Annotated in this window: 21 protein-coding genes; 7 read left to right on the forward strand and 14 right to left on the reverse strand. The window is 50.2% G+C overall.

Annotation, left to right across the window (positions count from 1 at the left end; translation table 11 throughout):
* Positions 1 to 191 precede the first annotated feature (191 nt).
* From ACJJIZ_RS04495 to ACJJIZ_RS04535, 9 genes are all read right to left on the reverse strand, one after another.
* On the reverse strand, positions 192 to 1028 hold the full coding sequence (locus ACJJIZ_RS04495) for a hypothetical protein (protein WP_444915328.1): 837 nt from the start codon (positions 1026 to 1028) through the stop codon (positions 192 to 194).
* A 355-nt stretch (positions 1029 to 1383) separates the two neighbouring features.
* Positions 1384 to 1632 (reverse strand): hypothetical protein, encoded by a 249-nt coding sequence (locus tag ACJJIZ_RS04500; protein ID WP_444915329.1) that lies wholly within the window; start codon positions 1630 to 1632, stop codon positions 1384 to 1386.
* 127 nt (positions 1633 to 1759) lie between these two features.
* Entirely contained in the window at positions 1760 to 2266 is a 507-nt protein-coding gene (locus ACJJIZ_RS04505) for a hypothetical protein (RefSeq protein ID WP_444915330.1), read from the reverse strand.
* A 98-nt stretch (positions 2267 to 2364) separates the two neighbouring features.
* Positions 2365 to 2616, reverse strand: a complete 252-nt coding sequence (locus ACJJIZ_RS04510) for a hypothetical protein (protein ID WP_444915331.1) — start codon at positions 2614 to 2616, stop codon at positions 2365 to 2367.
* 87 nt (positions 2617 to 2703) lie between these two features.
* Positions 2704 to 3042, reverse strand: coding sequence for a hypothetical protein (locus tag ACJJIZ_RS04515; protein WP_444915332.1), 339 nt, complete (start codon positions 3040 to 3042; stop codon positions 2704 to 2706).
* Positions 3043 to 3125: 83 nt separating this feature from the next.
* A complete protein-coding gene (locus ACJJIZ_RS04520; protein ID WP_444915333.1) occupies positions 3126 to 3575 on the reverse strand; it encodes a hypothetical protein in 450 nt (149 codons plus the stop codon).
* An 81-nt stretch (positions 3576 to 3656) separates the two neighbouring features.
* A complete protein-coding gene (locus ACJJIZ_RS04525) occupies positions 3657 to 4298 on the reverse strand; it encodes a hypothetical protein (RefSeq protein ID WP_444915334.1) in 642 nt (213 codons plus the stop codon).
* A 678-nt stretch (positions 4299 to 4976) separates the two neighbouring features.
* Complete coding sequence (ptsP, locus tag ACJJIZ_RS04530) at positions 4977 to 7229, reverse strand: phosphoenolpyruvate--protein phosphotransferase (protein ID WP_444915335.1); 2253 nt, start codon at positions 7227 to 7229, stop codon at positions 4977 to 4979.
* 108 nt (positions 7230 to 7337) lie between these two features.
* Positions 7338 to 7844 (reverse strand): RNA pyrophosphohydrolase, encoded by a 507-nt coding sequence (locus ACJJIZ_RS04535; RefSeq protein WP_444916188.1) that lies wholly within the window; start codon positions 7842 to 7844, stop codon positions 7338 to 7340.
* 338 nt (positions 7845 to 8182) lie between these two features.
* Here ACJJIZ_RS04535 and ACJJIZ_RS04540 point away from each other — a divergent pair, with 338 nt between their 5' ends.
* Both ACJJIZ_RS04540 and ACJJIZ_RS04545 read left to right on the forward strand, forming a co-directional pair.
* Positions 8183 to 8851, forward strand: a complete 669-nt coding sequence (locus ACJJIZ_RS04540) for a histidinol-phosphatase (protein WP_413665895.1) — start codon at positions 8183 to 8185, stop codon at positions 8849 to 8851.
* Between the two features lie 42 nt (positions 8852 to 8893).
* Positions 8894 to 10078 carry an imelysin family protein gene (locus ACJJIZ_RS04545; RefSeq protein WP_444915336.1) on the forward strand — a complete coding sequence of 395 codons (1185 nt, stop codon included), beginning with the start codon at positions 8894 to 8896 and terminating at the stop codon, positions 10076 to 10078.
* Between the two features lie 68 nt (positions 10079 to 10146).
* On the opposite strand, the gene mepK is transcribed toward ACJJIZ_RS04545, so the two are convergent.
* From mepK to ACJJIZ_RS04570, 5 genes are all read right to left on the reverse strand, one after another.
* Positions 10147 to 10680, reverse strand: a complete 534-nt coding sequence (gene mepK, locus ACJJIZ_RS04550) for a peptidoglycan L,D-endopeptidase MepK (RefSeq protein ID WP_282930973.1) — start codon at positions 10678 to 10680, stop codon at positions 10147 to 10149.
* A gap of 862 nt (positions 10681 to 11542) precedes the next feature.
* A complete protein-coding gene (locus tag ACJJIZ_RS04555; protein ID WP_444915337.1) occupies positions 11543 to 12721 on the reverse strand; it encodes a L,D-transpeptidase family protein in 1179 nt (392 codons plus the stop codon).
* A gap of 56 nt (positions 12722 to 12777) precedes the next feature.
* The gene (locus ACJJIZ_RS04560; protein WP_444915338.1) at positions 12778 to 14001 is read right to left on the reverse strand and encodes a L,D-transpeptidase family protein; all 1224 of its coding nucleotides are present in this window, start codon (positions 13999 to 14001) and stop codon (positions 12778 to 12780) included.
* Positions 14002 to 14188: 187 nt separating this feature from the next.
* The gene (locus ACJJIZ_RS04565; RefSeq protein WP_413663577.1) at positions 14189 to 16141 is read right to left on the reverse strand and encodes a L,D-transpeptidase family protein; all 1953 of its coding nucleotides are present in this window, start codon (positions 16139 to 16141) and stop codon (positions 14189 to 14191) included.
* Positions 16142 to 16555: 414 nt separating this feature from the next.
* Positions 16556 to 17377 carry an NRDE family protein gene (locus ACJJIZ_RS04570; protein ID WP_444915339.1) on the reverse strand — a complete coding sequence of 274 codons (822 nt, stop codon included), beginning with the start codon at positions 17375 to 17377 and terminating at the stop codon, positions 16556 to 16558.
* A gap of 88 nt (positions 17378 to 17465) precedes the next feature.
* Here ACJJIZ_RS04570 and lgt point away from each other — a divergent pair, with 88 nt between their 5' ends.
* The 5 genes from lgt to ACJJIZ_RS04595 all read left to right on the forward strand — a co-directional run bounded on the left by lgt (position 17466) and on the right by ACJJIZ_RS04595 (position 22113).
* Positions 17466 to 18317 carry a prolipoprotein diacylglyceryl transferase gene (gene lgt / locus ACJJIZ_RS04575; protein ID WP_413665894.1) on the forward strand — a complete coding sequence of 284 codons (852 nt, stop codon included), beginning with the start codon at positions 17466 to 17468 and terminating at the stop codon, positions 18315 to 18317.
* A 6-nt stretch (positions 18318 to 18323) separates the two neighbouring features.
* Positions 18324 to 19157, forward strand: coding sequence for a thymidylate synthase (locus tag ACJJIZ_RS04580; protein ID WP_444915340.1), 834 nt, complete (start codon positions 18324 to 18326; stop codon positions 19155 to 19157).
* Positions 19158 to 19166: 9 nt separating this feature from the next.
* Positions 19167 to 19676, forward strand: coding sequence for a dihydrofolate reductase (locus ACJJIZ_RS04585; protein WP_444915341.1), 510 nt, complete (start codon positions 19167 to 19169; stop codon positions 19674 to 19676).
* A 287-nt stretch (positions 19677 to 19963) separates the two neighbouring features.
* Positions 19964 to 20746: a DUF3450 domain-containing protein gene (locus ACJJIZ_RS04590; protein ID WP_413663573.1), complete on the forward strand. Its 783-nt coding sequence runs from the start codon at positions 19964 to 19966 to the stop codon at positions 20744 to 20746.
* Complete coding sequence (locus ACJJIZ_RS04595; protein ID WP_444915342.1) at positions 20743 to 22113, forward strand: MotA/TolQ/ExbB proton channel family protein; 1371 nt, start codon at positions 20743 to 20745, stop codon at positions 22111 to 22113. The genes ACJJIZ_RS04590 and ACJJIZ_RS04595 overlap by 4 nt, the downstream gene beginning before the upstream one ends.
* Positions 22114 to 22118: the final 5 nt, after the last annotated feature.

Here is a 22118-nt window from a genome sequence, read left to right on the forward strand (position 1 = left end):
CAAAATGATAGCTACGTATTTCTTCATTTTATGGCTAATGCCTTGCTCAGTGGAGGCTTACTTTATGCGTATTTTGCGCAAAAATAGGAGCGAAGCAACCCCGTAAAATGAGCATAAAGTAAGGCGTGGGCTGCAGCACTTTGTTAGCGGGGACGTGGCACTTAGCTCAAGAAATATATATTGACGTACCGCTATTTTCTGAAATCACTGAACGAATAAGCTTTAGCATGAGAGTCATTTTTGTTAAATGAATCAGTAAAGACCAACTGTCGGTTGACCTGGGAAAAGGTTACTACAGGATCATCAGGATGATTACGCCACCTACCATTTGGGTAATTTCTCCAAACTATCCGATTTCCCTCTATTCGGCATTGTACTGGACTATAGCTTCCTGGATGATCTACAACAGGTTGATCTCCTCTCCGGCTGACATATATCATGTTTAGTGGTTTTGTACCCACATTCGCCATATGTGCTCCGACTAAGCCACGGCATAAATCATATTTTGAATAAAGGAAGTTTTCTTTTGGTATGGAAGCGTCCTTGCCATTGAGTGCCGATGTAAGAATTGCCAAAAATACAACGACGCCAGTGATAACGCCAATCACACGCTTCGAATTGTTATTGTTTTTACTGTTGCCACTCTCAACGGGCACTCCAACCTTACCAACAATAGAAGTCTCAAGTTGCGCAGTACGATGATTGCCTGAAGCTGAAACGTTTCTTGACGGTGCTGATGAATCAACTACTCTCTGAGCCCCTGTAGCACTGAAGCTTAAAACAATAGTTTGGATTCTATCGCTTGACCATGTCTCTTGGGAATCCAATGTTCTCTCACCAGAGTCATTCATCAGTTTCGCGATAGCGTAACTGTCGTTCCCCGCGTTGTGCCAATCCATAATTTTACATATCTGCTTATTTGCGGCAGCGTTTTCAACATACAGTGGATCAACTTTTGCGCTGCAAAACCTGCAGATTTTAGCTCTTTTTTGTATTTTCTCTGCACAGTATGGGCATTCTCTTTGCATAAAAAATCAGACTCCCCAGTAGATCCAGATGCTTAAAATATTGCTAACGCTCAAAACACGGGCCGGAACGGAGGGGCCAATTTTGTGGTTCACAAAATTGAGCGCCGCAGTGGAGGTCCGGCCAGCTTGCTGGCTTGGCGTGGTTTTGCTTGTTATACATTATTTTGCGTTTTTTAGTACATGATAACTGGGCAGGGTGACCGCACGTATGTGTGTTTTTTGAGCACAATGCATATTGAGCATATATTTATGGATCAAGCGATAAACGTTTTGCTCCGTAAGTATACGAACTCTGTATACGAAAACCCCATATTTTGATTAAAAAACGTTCATGTGGTTGCCCTGGATAACTGGGTTAGCTGCCAACAAGAGAAAGTGGAAGCGCCAGAATTAAAATATAAACTGCTTTTGGATATTTATAACCAACAAGACCAGCTGATACACCAAAAAAGAGCGCCACAATGTATTGAACTATACTTGATTCTAGTGAGCTTCCGGCTAGTAAAAATGAAACTGAAAAAGCCACAACAATGAAAACAATAGAGTAAGAAACCCTCTCTTTGCTTGAGTAATCACTATTCCTTTTTCTAAGTCCTTTCATCATATCCTTATTACCTTAACTGTGTGTATAACGACTGCATCACCAGCCGGAGGTAATTGGAGGCTTTTTTGCAGCTCTACCGCAAAAAAGGTGCAAATTGCCGGAGGTCGGGTGCATGCCCTGGTTATGTTTATTTCTCATTCCACGCTAACCCCAATTGGGTTACCACTACAAAATCACTAAATTCTACAAAGAATAAAATGTACTCATCACCGTCATCATCAAGAAATCTTAAAGTCGTATGTTCTTGACTAATAAATCTATTCCAAGGGCCATCTTCTTGGTCTGATGTTGAGATAAGACCATAATACTCAATTAGATTCCAATCTAAATTATCCAAAGCCCTAGTTTTGGTATCTGATATTTTCTTATAAATATGATCGATGAATAATTGATAAGTAGTTTTGTAATCAGATTGTCTTTGTTCTATGAGTTTTCCAAACTCACCAATACTTTTTATTGTGCCTTCGATAATAGAGTTTAAACCAGCATCCTTTTCGACAAGTGTTGCACTAAACATCCTTTTCGGACAGTCGATCACACACCTTAATGCATTGAGGAAGCCATTCAACTCAATTACTGCAGGCTCTGCTCTATGAATTTCAAGATTATTTGTTTTAATGGAACGACCTCTCAAAAAACATAACGCCTCAATAACCGGCAGCTGGAACGGAGCGAAGCGCAGTGTAAACTGTCCGGTGCCGAAGGCGCGAAGTTCATTGACTTGTTATGTGTCTACTGCCTAATAAGAAAGCCATAAGTCTCAATGCTATGATCAATTTCTTCTTGAACCTCTGGATGTATATCAGTGATTTTTTTGTTGAAATTGTATCCGATATCGGCAATAACCTGGGCCAGAGATGACTTTAGAGATTCTTTTAGAGCCTCATCATCGCAGTGCTCGTTTATAAAAGCATAGAGATTGGTAAGTTCTGACGAGCTTCTAAAGGCGGTTTTTACTACGTGTCTTGCGACTTCAATATCCATCTTTTTCTCTAATTTTGGTTTTGCACATAAACGCCCGCGGAGGCCCGAAGGGCCGGAGCAAACTGCCTGCGATTGTTATGAGTTTTGCTACAGACCACGGGCAATGGCTTTCTTAACTATTGGTGCAACGGACTCAGCTGTTATACGCCGCTCTTTACAATACTCAGACTGCAACCAAGCTGAAAGGCCTTTTTGCCCTTTACTCGCATTGCAACCACGACAACAAAGAGCGATATTTTCTTTCGTGATTATTTTTGCATCATTGATGATATATTCCCAACTTGGAGATGCCTTCACAGATTCTTTTGGTGATGTGAATTCATTACGGCAATAGATGCAATCTTTATCTCTTGCCCTCACTTCTGCCTCAAGCCAAGCTGGAATATTCCAATTATTTGCCATCGTGATTTCCTTGAGTTGACTCATAACGCCTCAATAACCGGCAGCTGGAACGAAGCGAAGCGTAGAGCAAGCTGTCCGGCGCCGTAGGCGCGAAGTTGATTGATTCGTTATGTGTTTTTGGCACCGAGATACCCTTTACTCAGTTTTGTCTTGTTGTACTGAGCGATATCAGTGAAAGGCCAATATGCCAACTCACCATGTTCTTGCCACTTTTCGAGAGTGCTTTGCCCGAAAGCCCCGAAACTGATTGAGTTAAGAAATCTGTCTCTGAAACTAGCAGAGGGCCACTTATACTCAATGTCTGACTTTAGGAAAAGAATCCAACGCGCTACAACAGACCGCTCTTCATTGGAAAGTGCCTCTTTTCCTCTAAGTTTGTACTCTTTCATATCGCTGTACAGACACCAAACCCCGTGATGAAAAACCTCCCATACAGCATCATCTTTTGACTGAGGTAAAGCATCTTCAAACTCATCATTTGTAATTATGCCAGCAACCAAGCTACGAATAAGCTCAGCAAGTTTATTTCTAGATTCTCGGTCAATCATGGTTTGCACATAACGCCGCCAACACAGGCCGAGCGCAGCGAGGTCCAGCCCAATGTGTTTTTTTGCATTGGGCAATTGTGCTTGGCTTTGTTAGGCATTTTGTAGTTCGGTTAATAATTGGGAAGCTGATATTACATTTGGTTTATAAACTAGACTTTTAGCCTGATTTATAGACCTTTCTAATTTGGCATCCAAGGTTAAAAAGTAATCTGCCTCATTTATCTCTGCACACCACAAGAAATACGCATCTGCAAGCTGATTGTAATTGGCATCCTTTCCTTGTAATGCACCAGAGAATTTCGCTAACTCTAAGAATCTTGGGTGTTTCAGATTATGAAGGAAATTGTGAAATTGCTTGTCGGTAGGCCCTGAATTTAACCAGCTAGGACCCCCTAGAACCGTATTAAATTCAGGCGGCCGCTCCGCGTATTTGATGTCGCTACCATAAAAGAATTCTTTCCTAAATCTTCCCGCCCTACGCACCTCTGAATAGATATTATCAAAATCCATGATCAGAGTGGCACGGAGAGCTTTCAATTTAGATGCCAGCTCTTCCAAACAATCAATTTCCGCCCTCAGTTTTTGGTTTTTTGCTGGTTTCTTGTTAATTGTTTGAATTGGTCCTTTTCTTACCAATGGCTCACCTGGCTTAGCTCCACCAAAATATATATCCATAGTGCGATATGTTGTCGCTGAGTGCTGAATAATATTGCTATCTAGGAATACCTTCATATCTCGACATGCCTAACATTTATATAGTAATCATTCTGACCACTTTTATCATGATTACTATTTCGGAATCAATTTTCCCGATATAGTGGAAATTTTAAATATAAATCATAGGTTTAGATGTATTTGGTGCTAAAGTGCAAATTACAAAAATGATCACTTTGACTACTATCCCAGTTTTTAACTCAACTTATAACTGACTGATTTTTAAAGTATTTCTACACATTCTACGTGAAACTCAAAAATAACGGTCAAAATGATCATAATTACCTGAGCTGGCATTCACTAACTTGTCAGAATTATCGGAAATTTAGAATTGTGATGAGGCCAAGGCTTCAGGGTTGAGTGTTGTGAAGGGTTAGATATTTTTTTGGTTTGAGTGTACTAATTGAATATCACGCGTATTTAGTAGTTATTTGTTTTTTCTTTGGGTGGGGGATATTCTGCTATTCCATTGACACACTTAAAAATAAAGTGAGATTGCCATTTCTGAAAAGCAGCTTAAGGATTAGGAAACATTGAGAAGTTATTTAGTGGGTCAGAATAATGTTGAGCAATATAGCTCTTCATTAGTCGCTTGGGCAAATATCTTACTGTTGCGAGGGACTAACGGTCTGGTTGTTAGCTATTGAGCGCAGGCTTTATAAAATCGGGTAAATTTAGATTTAAATACCTCATCATTTACGGCTGCAAAGACACCTTCAACCCCGCCTCATTAAGAAACTCTTTTACCGTACTTTCAATTTGCTCAGGGCTATTCATCTGCAAAACCTGTTGCAGGAGCTGCTCAATATCAGCTCGGCTAACGGCGCGCAGCGTAGCTTTTATTCGCGGTAAGTTAGTGGCGTTCATCGATAGCATATCGTAGCCCATGGCTACTAATAACAATGCACCACTAGGTTCTCCTGCTAGTTCTCCACAGATCCCCACCTTTGTGCCAACGGCATGGGCTGCCGTTACGATTTCCTGCAAAGCGCGCAGTACCGCTGGGTGCAGAGCGTGGTAAATATTGGCTACGCGGCTGTTATTACGATCCACCGCCAGGAGATATTGGGTGAGGTCATTACTGCCCACCGATATAAAGTCTGCATGCACGGCGAGTTCCCGTACTTGGTAGACGGCGGAGGGTACTTCTACCATTACCCCGAGTGGGGGCATAACAATTTCGTAACCTTCTTCAAGCAACTCCCGGTAGGCTCTTTCCACCAGTTTGCGCGCGGCTTCGAGCTCGTTCAGGCCGCTGATCATGGGGAGCATAATGCGTAGGTTATTTAACCCCAGGCTGGCTTTCATCATGGCGCGTACTTGCGCCAGGAATATTTCCGGGTGGTCGAGAGTTACGCGAATGCCACGCCACCCCAGAAAGGGATTGGTTTCCTCTATAGGGAAATAGGCCAGTGCTTTATCGCCACCGATATCCAAGGTGCGCATTGTTACGGGAAGGGGGGCAAAGGCTTCCAGTTGCTCCCGGTAAATTTCCCGCTGCTCTTCCTCGGAGGGGAAGCGGTCTCGCAATAGGAAAGGTACTTCGGTGCGGAAAAGTCCTACTCCTTCAGCGCCGCGTTCCAGGGAGCGAACAACATCGGCCATCAGCCCAGTATTTACCATCAGGCGAATGCGGTGGCCATCGGAGGTGATTGCCGGGAGTTGTGCCAGATGGTCCAGGTTGCGGGCCAGTTGCTCCTCTTCTTTGACAATATCGTCGTAGCGACGTTTGAGTTCTGCGCCGGGGTGAATATGCAAGTCGCCTCGGTAGCCATCCACCACCATATCGACACCGTCGATGGTTTCGTAGGGTAGGTCCTGGACTCCCATTACTGCGGGCAGTCCCATGGCTCGGGCAATAATAGCCACATGGCTGTTGGAGGAGCCTTTAACGGATACGGCTCCGATCAGCTTTTCCCTGGGCACTTCTGCCAATACCGCTGCGGTTAGCTCTTCGCCGATCAGGATGGTGTTATCGGGGAAGTCCCGGTCGCTCTGCTGCTGTTGCCGCAGGTGCATCAGCACTCGGGCGCCCAGGTCGCGAACATCGGCGGCCCTATCGCGAAAGTAGGAGTCGGACATGGCTTCAAAGCGCCGCACATGTTCCAACATAACTTCGGCCCAGGCCCGCTGGGCACTTAGCTGTTGTTGGATGCGATCGCACACCTCGACGGCGAGGGAGCTGTCATCCAACATGCTGATATAGGCATCGAATAGCGCCCGTTCCTCGGGGCTGAGGTCGCTCTTCAGGCGCTCACCGACTTCGCGAATTTCATCTTGGGCGGCGGTCAGGGCCTGTTGGAACAGGGCCAGTTCAGTGTCCACATCCTCGCATTCGGAGTAGGGCACTGTGCCGAGATTCGCATGTGGGGTGACAATATGTACCCGCCCGATAGCCACACCGGGGGACGCAGCAATGCCAGAGAAGTGAGTTTCCCGTTGTTGCTTGCCAATACAGGCGAGAAGACCGGTGGCCTCGGCGTGGGCGATAACGCCAGCGAGCTGCGCCGAGAGGGTGACCAGGAAAGCTTCCTCCCACTCGTCGAATCGACGCTTCTCCTCTTGCTGCACAACTAGGACACCCAGTACGGCGCGGTGGTGAATAATCGGTGTGCCGAGAAAGGCGCTGAAGCGCTCTTCTCCTGTAGAGGGGAAATATTGGAAGGCGGGGTGGGCTTCGGCCCTTTCCAGGTTAATCGGCTCTTCGCGGGTAACTACATTGCCCACCAGTCCCTCGCCGGGGGCCAGGTGGACCTGGCCAACCGCTTTGGGGTTGAGGCCATCGGTGGCCATCAGGACATAGTTGCCGTGTTGCTTGTCGCGCAGGTATACGGAGCAGACGCGGGTGTGCATGATTTCCCGCACGCGATGCACAATGATTTCCAGCACCGCGGTGAGGTTCCGGGCGGCATTTACTTCCTGAACGATACTGCGCAGAGATCCGAGCAATGGCCTGTCCTCGCCAATCAACGGAGAAATTCGATGGCCCCGGAAAGTAGAATTTCGATGCTGATCGGGGCCATTTTGTGAAGATACGCTGCTAACTACCCTGTGCGGTCAGCTGTCCTGTCCGCGCAGCCAGCGTCTCTCCAGCTGTATTTGTTGTGGGGCTAGCTCGGTCAGTGCGCGCCGGTATACTTCACGCTTAAAGGTCACCACTTTACTCAGTGGGTGCCAGTAGCTTACCCAGCGCCAGTGGTCGAATTCGGGTTTGTAACCATTGTCGAAGCTGATAGAGGCCTCTTCTGACTCGAGCCTCAGCAGGTACCACTTTTGCTTTTGCCCGATGCACAGTGGTTCGGAGCGACGTCGAATCAGCCTTTGAGGCAGGCGATAACGCAGCCAGCCACGGGTACAGGCAATCATACTGACTTGATCGCGAGTAAGGCCTACTTCCTCGTACAGTTCCCTATATAGCGCCTGTTCAGGGGTTTCGCCCGGATTAATACCACCCTGGGGAAATTGCCAGGCGTCCTTGCCACCTACCCGCCGCGCCCACAGTGCCTGACCGCGGGCGTTGAGCACGATAATACCGACATTGGGGCGGAACCCCTCGGCATCGATATTGCTGCTGCTCTCGCCACTCGTGCCCCGGTTCTTGTTACCGGCCGGGGCTTTATCATTGCGATTCGAATGCTTGGCGGGCTTACGGCGGTTCTTTCGTCCGGCCTGTGCCGGCTTGCCGTCGCCCAAAATACCATCCTCAATACTGTTGTGTGCGGCCGTGCGCTGCACTTACTTGTTCTGCATTGTTCCACAGCGGGGGGTTTACAGCAATTCAGTGACGCAGTCCGTGTGCTGTCGTGCGGCGCAAGGTAAAATTAGCGGCCGCGCTGGGGACGTTTCTGGCTTCCTGGCGGTCAAATACTTATGGGGAACCTATAGTTATGGGAGAGTCGACGGTGCACTTGGCAATCTTTGATCTGGATAACACGCTGATAGGTGGTGATAGCGATCATGCCTGGGGCGAATTTCTGGTGGAGCGCGAACATGTCGACGGGACCCGTTACCGCTCGGCTAACGATCGCTTTTATCAAGATTACCAGCGCGGTGAATTGGATATTTTTGCCTACCTGGAATTTGCCTTGGAGCCCCTGGCTCAGCTTTCCCGTGGCCAATTGGATAACTTGCAAAGCGAGTTTATGCAGGAAGTTATCAGTGAATTGTGGCTGCCTCGGGCCCAGGAGCTGATCGGCGAACACCGCCGCAAAGGCCACCACATCATGATTATCACTGCGACCAATCGCTTTGTGGTTGAGCCTATTGCCTCGCGCCTCGGTGTCGATACCCTGCTGGCCACTGAGCCTGAGGAGGATGAGGGGCGGTTCACCGGGAAGGTTGTTGGTGAACCCTGTTACCAGGGGGGGAAAGTTGTCCGGTTGCGCCAATGGTTGGCCCACAATCCGGAATACGCCAACAGTGAAAAGTGGTTCTACAGTGACTCCATCAATGATCTGCCCTTACTGGGCGAAGTTGAGCACCCAATTGCGGTGGACCCGGATGATCGCCTGCGCGCAGAAGCTGAGGCTCGCGGATGGCCGGTGATCAGTTTGCGGGAAGAGAGTGAGTAGGTGCTTGCCAGTATTTGTGAAATGCACAAGATGGGGAATTGAGTGAACGGATCTATTATCCAGTACCGGGCCCTGGCTGTTTTAATCGGGGCCCTGGCCGGACTTTCTGCCTGTGAACAAAAAGCGGTAGAAAAACCGCAGCAGGTATCGCAACAAAGTATTGCGCCGCAACCTGTGAATGAAAAGGCTGCGACCGAGTTATCCCTGGCAATTTGGCAGGCGGGTGAGGCCCAGGTTATCCACGCCCATGCTGCTGTTGAAACTTTGCAGCGTGAAGTGGATGGTCTTCTGGCTCAGCCGAATGAAAATAAGCTGGAAAATGCCAGGCTCGCCTGGCTGGATGCCCACAGGGAATTTGCTGCTGCACTGCCTTATATCCAGTTGGCTTTTTCTTCGGGAGAGTTGCGCAGCCAGGGTAGAAAATTACTGTTATCAGTAGATAGTTGGCCGGCCCAGGCGGGCTACCTGGATACAGTGCCGGGTTATTCTGAGAGCGGTATCGTTAACGATACGGCCATTGATCTGACTTTAACGAACTTGCGCAAGCAGCACCGCCTGACGGCACATGAAGAGGCAAGCACCGGTTTTCACGCCCTGGAAATCATGCTCTGGGGACCCACCAGCGAGCGGGTTGCGGAACAGTTTTTGGCTAAGTCCGATGGGGAAAAACCCGAGGCCCTGGCCGTCAATCGGCGCCGTGAACTAACCCGCTTGATCGTTAAAGGTGTGGAAGAGGATATGGCAGGCTTGGCCCGCCGTTGGCCGACGGCAGCCAACAGCCTGTCGCGGCCCTATCTATCCCTTGGCCCGGTTGCCCGATTGCAGCAAATCCGTGCAGCGCACACCCGGGTGATTGATGAGCAGCTGTTGCGCAGGTTGCCGGAGAGTTCTGAGAGCGATGTGGAAAGTAGCCGCGCTGCCGATTCAAAGCAGGCGATATTGGCGATTATGGCAACTCTCCAGTCAAACTGGATTCCCACTGGTGGGGGCGGCTTGGCGGAGCTGTTACTGGATAGACATCAGGTGACAGCTTTAGAGCAGGCTTTTGTGGATTTCGAGAGCTTGTTGTTGCAAATGGAAGACCCGATTGAACTGGCGGAGCTGACCCAATTGGCGCAGGCACGCAAACTTCTCGAGCGTATCGCCGGGTTGATGGCAGGTACTACCCAAGTGCCAGTATCCGATCAGGATGTGATGCCGGTTAGCTTACCGGTTGATGGTGAATAAATCTTGCTCTCACAGGCATAACAAAAAACCCGGCGACTGCCGGGTTTTTTGTATCTGTTGGGTGGGGATTACCAGCGACGTACAGGGCCAGTATCCACGTGTACGAAGTTACTCTTCGGGTAGTATCCGACACCGCCCGCTTTCAGGTTGAGTGCTGCCTGGCGCAACTTCGACAGGGACACACCCGGCATACGGATATCCAAGGCCATACCACGTGTGTGGTAACTGCGTTTCGCTACGCCTCGGCCAGCTGCACGCAGCTTGGCATTGGTTTTAGGTGAACGGTATCCAGAGATAATCTCAATGGTGCCGTTGTAATTGAACTTCTCCTTCAGCTTGTAGACGATATCTAGAAGCTTGGGGTCCATTCGGGTCACTTCGTTGGCGCGGTGGTCACGAAGCAATTTGTTGAACTGCTTCAGGCCTCCGCTGCTGTAATCTCCGTTAGTCCAGTAGGCGGCCTCCAGCTTCTCCCCGGTGTGCAGGTTGCGCATTTTCAGGGTGCGGGAGCTACCTACTTTTGCGAAAGTCGGTCCGGCGCTGACGGCCGCCGCAGTTGCGCAGGTCACTGCCAGGAATCGACGTCTGGATGGATTCTTCATAATTCCGCCTCGTCGTTAAATCTCTCGTCGGTTTGCCTTAGTTGGCGCAACCGGGTACGGCGGAAAATGTACAAAAAATAACCAGTTGTTACAAACCTGAAGCTGCTAATTCGGAAATAATTAGATGGCCCCGGTGGTATATTTTTTCTTTTCTGCTACCTGAAACCGGAATTTTTATTGCTGATCAGTCAACGGTGTTGAATAGGGAGGAGACAGCGTTGTCATTGCACGCTAATCACTAAAAAATTATTTTTCTGCGACTTATAAGTTTTATCGGGCTGTTTCGTCAGTGTACTTGGGAGCTATCCGATCACCTCTTCGGTCATGAGCTTGATAGCCTTCTTTATTAGTGGATGGTTTACCGATCTATATACAGAAGACAACCTAGATATAGAGAAGATAAGAATTTGTATGTACATGTATATACATGTGACTTAGGTGCTGCTAGCGTAGTATTTCTCCGGACATTCAGCTGTTTAGATTATCTGGCAGACCCTGGACCGCCCTATATTTGGGGGCGTATTGATCTCGATTTCCTGGAGCCCTCCAGTAGAAGCGGGCGATAAAGAGAAACCTGGAAAAATTAGATCCGGCCAGTATTGCTACCACGGTTGTGAATATGGCAACGCTCTAATTTTGTGATAACAAGGATGTAGTTTTCAAACCAAAGCCAGGGTTTAAATAGAAGTGTGAGTAGTGCTTTGAAAAATTAAATCAAACTTGCTTAGGTGGTTATTTTGACCGGTGTCTTTCAAGTTCTATTTCCTGGGGAGCTTTAGCGTTATAGAGCGCTGCCAGCGAAAATGAGAACAGGCAAAATCCTTTAGCGATACTTAATATTTTTCACTTGCCGATAGGCTCCCTAATTTGGATAAGGCTGTTCTTTGTCACGATGATAAATATCAGGGCGGAATTGGGGGCGCCCATCCCTATCTATCCAGGCGGTCATATAAACGATGTAAATACGGGGTGATCCCTTAATCTTTACATTCAGAGCATCGTGCCCATTGGCTGCCTGCGCTACCCGGGTTCTGTCCCACCCCTGGTCACGGAGAAGAAAATAAGCTAATTCTTCTGGTGCTTGTAGCCTTACGCATCCGTGACTTAATGCCCGCTGGCGAAGTTTAAACAGGCTTTGAGCCTGGGTGTCATGGAGAAAAATAGCCTGCTTATTGGGGATAACAAATTTCACTTTTCCCAGAGTATTCTCAGGGCCACTCAATTGCCTCAAAGTAGCGTGCCCACCGGCTGCCTTGGCAATAGTCTCCTCTGTAATAGGGGACGATTTACCGCTGCGATATTGCACTACTCGATAACCCCGCTTGTGCATGGCTGTTGGGTTGTGTCGTGCCTTGGGCAAAAGCTCGGTGACAAGAATACTTCGGGGGACAGTCCAGGTTGGGCTGAAAACAATATTGGTTATCCGCGTGCGTAAATTTGGTGTGCGCGTACTGCTTTTTCCCACGACGGTTTTCATATTGAGAGCGACCGAACCATCTTCAATAAGCTGCAATCGATAGTCGGGCACGTTGACGATTACGTAGCGATCATCCTCTGGGAGCTTTAGCTGCTCCCATCGGGATGCATTTAATTCCATTTGCTTAGCGCGTTCCATTGGCGATATAGCCAAGGCTGCAAGTGTGTCTTCATCGGCGATACCGGTAACGTTCAATCCGTGGCGTTCCTGAAAGCGCTCCACTGCAGCTTGGAGCGCACTGTCAAATCTTCGGGGGTCTTTTTGCGGAGCGGAAAGCGGCCCGGGCTGACCGTGATAATCCTTATACATTGCCAGTAAATTACGTAGTTGTAGGACACGAGGGCCTTTGTCTCCGGGCTGTAAAGTTTTTCCCTGGGTAATCGGTCGCCAGTTTTTCGCTAACAGTCGGTAGGCCTGAGCGGTATCGCGTAATTGCTGGGTCGAACTGATTGGCTCAATAATGATATCGGTCCGCCCAGTGAATGAAGCATTCAAAGGGCTGGCCGAGGCAATTACGAGGCTTATCAGTGCGGCGATGCCGAGCTGGAATGGGCCATTTGCCATACTGATAACTCAGTAGTCCCTGTAGCTCTCAATCCGCTTCACTCTGTTACCTCCTATTACTGATCCCGGTTATAGATATCCGGCCGAAACTGAAGCTGCCCATTTTCATCGATCCAGGCAGTCCAGTAAGCGATATAAACCGGTAGGGGATTTTTAAGGGCAACGCCATGGGTGCGACCACTTCCCAGCGCGCGATTGATGCGAGCATCACTCCACTTGTTTTGCTGAGCTAACATCATGCGAGCAAACTGCAATGGTTTTTCCAGACGAATACAACCGTGGCTAAAGGCCCTTTGTGATTTTTTAAATAAATGCTTGCTATTTGTGTCGTGTAGAAAAATGGCCTGCCGATTGGGGATAACAAATTTCACTCTTCCCAAAGCATTTCCCGGCCCGCCTTTTTGTTGCAGTGAAACTTGTCCTCGACGCACTGCGGCTACATTTCCACGAGTAAAAGGCACCGATCTGCCCCGATGATTCATCAGGCGATAACCTTTTGCCCTAAGGGCGGAACTGCCCTTGGGTAAAAGTTCCCGCAGCGCAATACTGGGCGGGACACGCCATACAGGATTAAATTCCAGTCGCGTCATACGGGTAGCGATTTGTGGTGTTTTGTGTTTTGGTTTTCCCACAACCACACGCATACGGAACTGCTCTTTATCGCCTTCAATTAGGCGCAAATTAAATTCCGGGACATTCACGATGATATAGCGAGGCCCTAAATCCTTGGGGAGTTGTTTCCAGCGTTCAATATTTGCTGCCAGAATTTTGGCAACTTTAGCTGGCGGGGTATTGAGTCGACTCCGGGTTCCCTCATCAACAAGTGCCGTTTGTTTTAATCCGTGACGTTTCTGAAACCGTTTAACGGCCTGCTGCAATTTTTTGTCGTAGACATCTGCTTTAGAAGTATCTGCTCCGTACTCTTCGGGGTGGTGATCACCATAGAGCATTAGCAGGCTTCTCAATTGCGCAACCCGGGGACTGCGACTGCCCGGTGCGATAGGTTGTCCAGCACTGAGCGGTTTCCAGTAGTTACCTTGTGCCAGGGTTTGGTAGCGTGCTAACGCTTCGCTGAGTAGGGAAAATTGCCTGCCCTGAGGTAAAAAAGGATCGCGACTGCCGATCAAGTCAGGTTCGACGGTATCTTTAGCTTCGGCGATTATTTGTGGTGAGTGAATGCCTATCGATATTGCTATGGCAATCGCAGCGGCACTCGCCCTGAGGGAGGTTAGTTGGTTGCGTGGCAAAAAAGCGCAAAGTGAATTGTTGGCAGCACCCATAAGTCACCCCTGCAAGCACTGAGAAATCAGTGAGATTTATCACTGTGCTCACATTGATAACTTGTGACTGATAGTCTTTAAATAATTTTCAGGAATGGCGCTGCTTAAGAAAGGCTAATTAATGGAATAACACGCTCAATAATTCCTTGGTTATAACCGGGGCGACGTATAGCCGCCCCGGTTTCTTTTAAAATTGATTATCGGTCAGTCCATCTTTGCCATAAATATCCGGGCGGAAGTTCAGGTTGCCCTGACCATCGACCCAGGCAGTCCAGTAGGTGATATAAACCTTCACCAGTTGGGACATATCCACTTCTGTGGTTTCCTCTCCTGTGGTCAATTGATCGATACGCCATTGATCCCAATCCCCTTGGGGACGAAGCAGCGCTTCGGCCAAGTGGCGGGGTTTTTCCAGGCGGATGCAGCCATGGCTATAGCCCCGTGAGGTCAGGGAAAAAAGTTTGCGCGCGCGCGTATCGTGCAGGTACACGTCGTGAATATTGGGGATTTCAAATTTGACACGTCCCAATATGTTTTCCTCACCGCCCATTTGGCGCATAAGGTAGGAACCCGCACCTGCAGCAGATAGGTTTTGCGGAGTTAGAGGCAGTTTTTCACCCCTACCGCTAATCACCCGGTATCCCATTTTTTCCATACCCGCTGGGTTTTTACGAGCTTTGGGGAGTATCTCATTTACCAGGATACTGCGCGGTACTGTCCAAGTGGGGTTAAAGACTACCTTGCTGACACGGGTGGTTATTTCAGGCGTTGCGTGCTTTTTCTTGCCGACGACCACATTCATCGCCAGTTTGACCTGGTCGTTTTCCACGTATTTGAGACGATACGCAGGAATATTGACCTGGATAAAGCGGCTGCCCAATTGTTCCGGCAACTCTTCGCGGCGCTTGATATTCATTTCCACAATGCGGGCGCGCGCAGCTGGGGATAAGTTCAGGCGCTTGCGAGTTGAGCGACCGACAATACCATCTGCTCTCAGGCCGTGACGTTTCTGGAAGCGCACCACCGCTTGGTGAAGGCCCCGATCGAAGCGATTGCGATCAGTGCCGCCGTAGCTGTAGTAAGACTGGTAATCACCGTATAGGGAGAGCAGGTTGCGCAGGAGGCCCACATGTGGGTGGCGTGCACCCATGGTCATGGCAGGGCCCGCCGGGATCGGACGCCAGCGACCGCTGGAGGAAATCTTGCGCAGTCGTTGCAGCTCACCGCGCAGCGCCCTTACATCGTTGCCATAGGGCCGGTTTTCCTCGTAGTAAGGCCCCTCACTGTTTTCAGATCTCACCGGTGGGGCGGCAGTATTTGACCGCCCCTGATTGTAATAAACACGGCTGCCGGAACCTGAGCCACTATTGTTGTCCCGGTAGGAACGGTATCGACTGCGCTCATAGGTGCGAGTGCTACCGGAATAATTGCGTCCTGAGTAATTGCCGGAAGTATCCGCATTGTATTCCCGCGAGTAATAGCGGCTGCGTACATTGCTGCCGAGATTGGCTGCGCGATCATATCCGCGGAAGTACTTGCGCCCGCTGGGTTCACTGGAAGCCTGCTGTTGAGCGGTGCTGGTAGCAACCAGGCGGAAACCTTCGCTATCCCGCAGAACCGGTGTGACACCCCGACGCGGGCGGGTTTTGGGCTTGAGCCTGTCCAGCTGGGTATCTTGCGCGTAGGAGACAAAGGCATCGGTCAGTAAGATATCCAATACTGCAGCCATCTGAAGCCGTTGTGGAGTATCGCGGAGGGTGCGATCGAAGTACCCCAGGTGGTAGCGGTAGTCGACCATGCTGCTCGGATTGCCGGAGCTGGCAGCTGTGAGTTGTTTCAGCAGGTCATTGGCACTATCACTTAGGCTGTAGTTATCGAACCAAAGCAAGCGGTAATCCGTGCGCTGGTAGATCTTGCGCACAGCGGCGGGGTTAAAAATGGGGTCCTGGGCTGGCCAGGCATCAGGGTTTTCCTCCAGCCAGTGCACTAAATGAGGGCGAACAGCGTTCTCCGGTAAAACGGGTACGGTCTTCTGGTTTGCTGCGAAAGCATAATAAAGAATGAAGACACAGAGACTACCCAGTGTCAGCAGTGGAAGTACAGATTTGCGTCTACGATGCTCGGGGTTGAAATACGACATGGTACCTCAGCGATTCTGCGGGGGCCCGGTGCGATATTTTGGAAAATGCCGGGCGCCAGATCGTTCATACCTTCCCAACCTGTGGCGAGCCCATCCAGATACTCAGGGATATTATCGGTGACTCGCACGTGTCATGCGTCCCGCGCGACTTCCTTTTATTAAGACTGCTGTCGGTGTCCTGCTTGCGCGAAACTCAACCAACTTCAGTCTGTGAAAGTAAGTATGGCAATAAATGCAAAATTTGCTTGGCGCTTCATTCTTTTTAGAGTAAGGATTTGCGAATGATGAGTTTTGCGTCAAATTTTCCGCTCGTGGGTGAAAAAGGGGCGTGTTTACTGGGGCTTATTTGAATATGGTGCAGAGGCTTGCACAAAAAGTTATGCACAATTTCTCTGCCATTAGCATTGAGCCCGCTTAATTGGGCGACTTAGTAGTGAAGTAGCGCAGGGGGCCATTTTCATTGCCCTGTATAAAAGTCTGCTCCCAAAGTTGGCCACACCCCCTCTGGTCGATGGTGATTACGGTGCTCGCGCGGGTGCCGTAGCCTCCATTGCGAAGCATTGGTTCTGTCGCCGAGCTATTGGCATCAATTTGAATGAATATAGGAGAGAGTGCCCGCTCAATCTTCAGTGGCAGTCCAGTATGGGGGAGTTGTTGGTCCGGCGCGGGGGTGCGATCTTTGAGTAGTGCCAGGGCTGGCTCCACAAAGCTCTCGATTGTTACCAGCTGGTCGGCCGCAGGTATTATTTCTGCCAGCCCCGCTTTGCCCCTCTCCACCTTTGGCCAGGGTTCGTCCGGTGCGCCGTTGGAGATACCGTGAATACCCGGTTCAAACGTAAATGGCTTGTGCCGGTTTCCGGCACAGAAGAGAGTGTTTTGATTCTCAACATCAAACAGCAGGGCGTTAAAGCCCCGGTACTGCTGGGATTCCAGGTAGTGGATGAAATGCTCAGGGCTAATTTGTTGGCTGAGGAATTTCTGCGGTATTTCCCCGCGGGATAGCGCTCCTACAGGTTCCGGTGTTCCAGGTTCCCGGATATTGGTTACAGCGGCGACCCGACCGGGGGAGACGCCGGCCCATGTTCCCTGGGCTTCAAGGTCTCTACCCGCAATTAGTCCGGTCCCTGGCCAGCGCGCCGCTGCAGCGGTTGGCCGTTGATAGAACTCATCCCGATTGGCGATCAACAGCAGCGGGTATTGCGGGTGGCATTGATAGGCGAATAGCAGTAGACACATGGGGATCTTCCCTAGGGGCAAGCTGCTCTTCCACAGCGGGGGGCTTTACGACCATAATACGCCCTTTATTGGCAATCGCGATTCCCCCATGCTGACCTATCCCGAAATTGACCCGGTAGCCTTTGCAATAGGCCCCTTAAAAGTGCACTGGTATGGGCTGATGTACTTGGCTGGCTTTGTCGCGGCCTGGTGGTTGGCATTGCGCCGAAGTGCCAAACCCTGGTCACCGGTTATTAAATCCGAAGTTGAGGACTTGATTCTCTACTGTGCCATTGGTGTCGTTATCGGTGGCCGCTTGGGGTACATGTTCTTTTATAACTTCCCCCAGTTGCTCGAAGACCCGATATCACTGATCCGGCTGTGGGAAGGGGGGATGAGCTTCCACGGCGGGCTGATAGGGGTAATGTTGGCCACGGCACTCTACGCACGCAAAATTGGTACAACCTTCCCGGCTCTAATTGATTTCGTTGCTCCTCTGGTGCCCATAGGTCTTGGGCTTGGGCGGATCGGTAATTTTATTGGCCAGGAGCTTTGGGGGCGTGAAACTGAAGGCCCTTGGGGCATGGTCTTTCCAAAGGACCCGGACCTTCTGGTCCGGCACCCATCCCAGCTGTATCAAGCCTTCCTTGAGGGGCTGGTTCTCTTTGCGCTGCTCTGGTGGTTCTCCAGTAAGCCGCGCCCTCGACTCGCGGTGGGCGGTATGTTCGTGACGCTCTACGGTGTATTCCGCTTCCTGGTGGAGTTTGTCAGGGAGCCCGATGGGCATATTGGTTTTGATTTATTTGGATGGATGACTCGTGGGCAGCTTTTGAGCCTGCCAATGATTATTGCCGGCATCGCATTGCTGGTGTGGAGTTATAAAACTCAGCCGCTTCCCGAGGGGCGAACTGAGCAGAAAGGTAAGAAAGCAGGGTCTTCCCGAGTTAAAGGCGGAGCATAGCAGTAGATGAAGCAGTATCTCGATCTAATGCGCCATGTGCGCGATAACGGCACCGTTAAAGGTGACCGCACCGGCACTGGTACTCTCAGTGTGTTTGGCTATCAAATGCGCTTTAATTTGGCGGAGGGTTTTCCGCTGATCACCACTAAAAAGTGCCATTTACGCTCGATTATTCACGAACTTCTGTGGTTTTTGCAGGGGGATACCAATATCCGCTATCTGCAGGACAATAAGGTGCGGATTTGGGATGAGTGGGCGACAGAGGACGGTGATCTGGGCCCTGTATATGGCCATCAATGGCGCTCCTGGCCCACTTCTGATGGTCGCCAGATCGACCAGATTGAGCAGTTGGTACACCAGTTGAAAACCCGCCCGGACTCCCGGCGCCTGATGGTTAGTGCCTGGAACCCTGCGGATCTGCCAGATGAAGGTGTTTCACCTGCTGATAATGCTCGTGAAGGGCGCATGGCCCTGGCTCCCTGCCATGCCCTGTTCCAGTTCTATGTCGCTGATGGCAAGTTGTCCTGCCAGCTGTACCAGCGAAGCGCAGATATTTTCCTGGGGGTGCCTTTCAATATCGCCTCATACAGCCTGCTGACCCTTATGCTGGCACAGGTATGCGGTTTGAAGCCCGGCGATTTTATCCACACCTTTGGTGATGCTCACCTCTACTCCAACCATATGGAGCAGGTCGAACTGCAATTGCAGCGCGACCCTCTGCCTCTGCCACAAATGCACTTGAATCCAGATGTGAAAGATCTGTTTTCTTTCCGCTTCGAGGACTTTGAGCTCAAAGGTTACGAAGCCTATCCACATATTCCGGCACCTGTAGCGGTTTAAGGGGCAGTAATGACGGTTTCTATTGCTTTGATTGCGGCAGTTGCCCGCAATGGTGCTATCGGCAAGGATAATGAACTCCCCTGGCGCATCTCCGGCGATCTGCAGTTTTTTAAGCGGACCACTATGGGAAAGCCAGTAGTAATGGGACGAAAGACCTTTGAGTCTATTGGTCGCCCACTTCCGGGGCGTGTCAATATTGTCATTACGCGTAATGCTGACTGGGTTGCGGATGGCGTTGAGGTGGTCCAGTCTCTGGATAAAGCCCTGAGTCTGGCCCAAAGCTGCGCTAAGGACAGCGGCGCCACTGAAGTGATGGTTATTGGAGGGGCACAAATTTATCGTCAGGCACTGCCTCTGGCTGCCCGCTTATATGTCACCGAAGTTGACGCAAATATCGACGGGGATGCATACTTTCCCGACATGGATGACTCATGGGTCGAGTCGGCACGAGAGTGTTACCCGGCCTCGGACAGGAATGAGTACAACTACTCATTAGTCCAATATGACAGATTTAAATAAAAACAATTTGATCAAAAGTTGATCGATCTGTTAAATTCTCCAACAGCTTACACAAGGAACGTCGCCGCTAATGTGTGCAAGTAACCCGGGAATGTTACCCAAGTGTTACCTTGCTACCCAAGCGGGCCGATGCTGGCAATCGGCATTTGAATAATCAAATCGGCTGTTTACAATGTGCGGCTCTTAGCTGTCTTCTAACCAATGTTTTTAAAACAAAAGGACACCGCGTTGTGGCAGCTAACTCATCGCGACCATGTTGTGAAATATTGAACCCACTGGGGGGTCTAATGAAAACCAAGCGATTCATGGCTGTGGCGCTGACCACTGCGCTGTCTGCCGGCGCGCTCTACGGCAGCGTAGCCACTGCGGATACTCTCGATAACGTACTCGCCGTCGGCCAGCAGAAAACCACTGCGGCCCAGGCATCGCAAAAACGCATCGACAAGATTGCCGACGAAACCAGCAGCCTGCTGCAGGACTTCAAGGTGGTTAATAAAGAAATCGATGGTCTGCGCGTATACAACCGTCAGCTGGAAAAGCAGCTGGCCAACCAGCTCGAAGTTATCAATGAGCTGGACGAGTCTATTGCCAACGTTACTGTCATTGAACGTCAGATTCAGCCGCTGATTCTGCGTATGCTGGAAGGTCTGGAGCAGTTCATTGAGCTGGACGCACCGTTCAAGCTCGAAGAGCGTATGGCGAACCTCAACGGTGTTAAGAGCACCATGGACCGTTCCGATGTAAGTGTTGCGGAGAAATTCCGCCAGGTACTAGAGCTGTACAACTTCGAAGCGGAATACGCCCGTAAGATCGACTCTTACCGCGATACTCTGACCGTTGCTGGTCAGGAGCGCGAGGTGAGCGTTCTGCAAATCGGCCGTATCGCCCTGCTGGCTCAGACTACTGATGCAGAAATTGCCCTCGCATATGACAAAGCGCAAAAAGCGTGGGTTGAGATCGACGCTGGTGAATACCGCCGCGCTCTCATGAACGGTCTGAAAATTGCCAAGAAGCAGGCCACTATCGACATCATGACCATGCCGATCCCGGCTCCGGAGGCAGCGCAATGAAAACCTCTTTCGCCAAACGCGTTTTAGTAGCGGCAGCAGCTGGCCTGATCAGCTTCTCCGCGGTTGCTCAAGAGAAGGCCTCTTCTCTGGACGACCTGCTGAAAATGGTTCAGCAATCCAAAGTTGCCGAGTCCAAAGAACACAAGCAGCGTGAAGCTGAGTTCCGCCGTCAGAAGGCGAACCAGAATGCTCTGCTGAACCAAGCTAAGAATACTCGCACCGCTGAAGAAAAACGCTCTGCTGAACTGGAAAAGAAATACCAGGAGCAGGAAGTCGCTGTTGATCAGAAGCGTCAGCAACTGGACCAGCGCCTGGGTTCCTTGAAGGAACTGTTTGGCCATATGTCCTCTACTGCTGCTGACCTGCGTGCCAATATCGGTTCCTCTCTGGTTTCCGCTCAATACCCTAACCGTACTGAGTTCATCGATGGTCTTCTGGCCAAAATGAATAGTGCTACCCAGCTGCCGACTATCGAAGAGATCGAGCGTCTGTGGTTTGAGATTCAGCGCGAAACCGTTGAGTCCGGCAAGATCGTTAAGTTCAACGCAACTGTGATCAAGCCCAACGGCGAGCAAGCTGAGCAGGAAGTGGTTCGTGTAGGTAACTTCAACCTGGTTTCCAACGGTAAATACCTGGAAATGAACAATGCCTACAAAATGGCTGAGCTGATCCGTCAGCCGGATGCCAAGTTCCAAGGCATGGCTGAAGCTCTGCAAGCTTCTACCAGCGGCTTCAGTGCCTTCGGTGTAGACCCGACTGGCCCTACCGGTGGTTCCTACCTGAAAGCCATGATCAACAGCCCGGACATCGTAGAGCGCTGGCACCAGGGTGGTATCGTGGGCTACATCATCTCCGCAGTTGGTGCCTTCGCAATGCTGCTGGCTATCTTCCGCCTGATCGTTCTGACCGGTGTTAGCGGCAAAGTAAATGCACAGTTGCGCTCTTCTACCCCGAACACCAATAACCCGCTGGGCCGCGTACTGTCTGTTGCGGAAGAGAACAAGGGTGTAGACGGTGAAACCCTCGAACTGAAGATGGAAGAAGCGGTACTGAAAGAGCGTCCGGCGATCGAATCCGGCCTCAACCTGCTGAAGATCATCGCCATGGTTGCTCCGCTGCTGGGTCTGCTGGGTACCGTTACCGGTATGATCATCACCTTCCAGGCGATCACTATCTTTGGTGCGGGCGATCCCAAGGCAATGGCCGGCGGTATTTCCTCAGCCCTGATCACTACTGTTCTCGGTCTGGTTGTGGCTATCCCAACCGTTCTGATGCACACCGTAGTTAATGGCCGTGCCAAGCGTGTCCTGCACATTCTGGAAGAGCAGAGTGCTGGTATCGTGGCAGAAAACGCCGAGCGCAAATAAGAGGA

The organism is Microbulbifer maximicatervae (SeqCode), assembly GCF_052467225.1.